Here is an 829-nt window from a genome sequence, read left to right as displayed (position 1 = left end):
TCGTTGACCCGGTCGACCTCTCCTCGCGCGAAGAGCGCAGCCACCAGGGTGTCGGCCTCGTCGTCCCAGACCTGTCGCGGATCCAGGCCGGATCCCGTCCCGATGACCGATGACGTCGGTGACCAGGTCCACGCCGCTGCGGGCATGATGATGCCGAAGGCCCCTGCCGCTCCGAGGGCGCTGCTGCCGCGCAACAGACTCCGCCTGCTCAACCCTTGCATCGGACGCTCCTCGATCGGCATTGGTACGATGGTACGACGTGAGTATCTGTGTATCACGAACGATGGGAGTGGAACCAGTGGTTGACGCGGTCGAATCGCTGCTCGAACGTGCTTTCGCCGACGTTGCCGCGTCGATGGCCGCCGACGAAGCGAATGCAGACCTGCTGGACGCGGCGTCCGAGCTCTTCTCCCGCCACGGCATCCAGCGGACCACCATGGACGACGTCGCGCGCCGTGCCGGGCTCTCGCGGATCACCGTCTACCGCCGGGTCAGCTCCAAGGAGGCGCTGGTCGAGCAGGTCGTGCTGCGCGAGTTCCGCCGCTACCTCGACCAGTTCCGCATCGACATCGCCTCGGCCGAGACGGCCCAGGACCGGGTCGTGCTCGGCTTCGTCAGCTCGCTGCGTGCGATCCGGGGCAACGCCCTGATCGGTGGACTGATGGTGGCCGAACCCCAGACACTCGTGCCGCTGCTCGAGACCACGGGCCGCACACTCGCGACGGTGTCGCAGTTCGTCGCGGGCCAGCTGCGCCACGAGCAGCGGGCCGGCCAGATCGGCGCGGACGTCGATGTCGACCTGGTGGCCGAGGTGATGGTGCGCCTCACC

General features: G+C 68.2%; 2 protein-coding genes. One reads left to right on the top strand and one right to left on the bottom strand.

From position 1 onward, the window contains the following. Positions 1–212 (bottom strand): twin-arginine translocation signal domain-containing protein (locus ACOADB_RS05075; protein ID WP_378596855.1); only part of this gene is annotated, 212 nt, incomplete at its 3' end. A gap of 77 nt (positions 213–289) precedes the next feature. Between ACOADB_RS05075 and ACOADB_RS05070 the strand changes: the two genes are divergently transcribed. Next, positions 290–829, top strand: a 540-nt coding sequence (locus tag ACOADB_RS05070) for a TetR/AcrR family transcriptional regulator (protein ID WP_378596854.1), incomplete at its 3' end; no start/stop codon positions are given.

The sequence above is a fragment of the Nocardioides sp. CPCC 206348 genome (assembly GCF_048654705.1).
GTDB lineage: Bacteria > Actinomycetota > Actinomycetes > Propionibacteriales > Nocardioidaceae > Nocardioides.
Note: the sequence above shows the minus strand (reverse complement) of the source record. Positions and strands in the feature narration are given on the sequence as shown.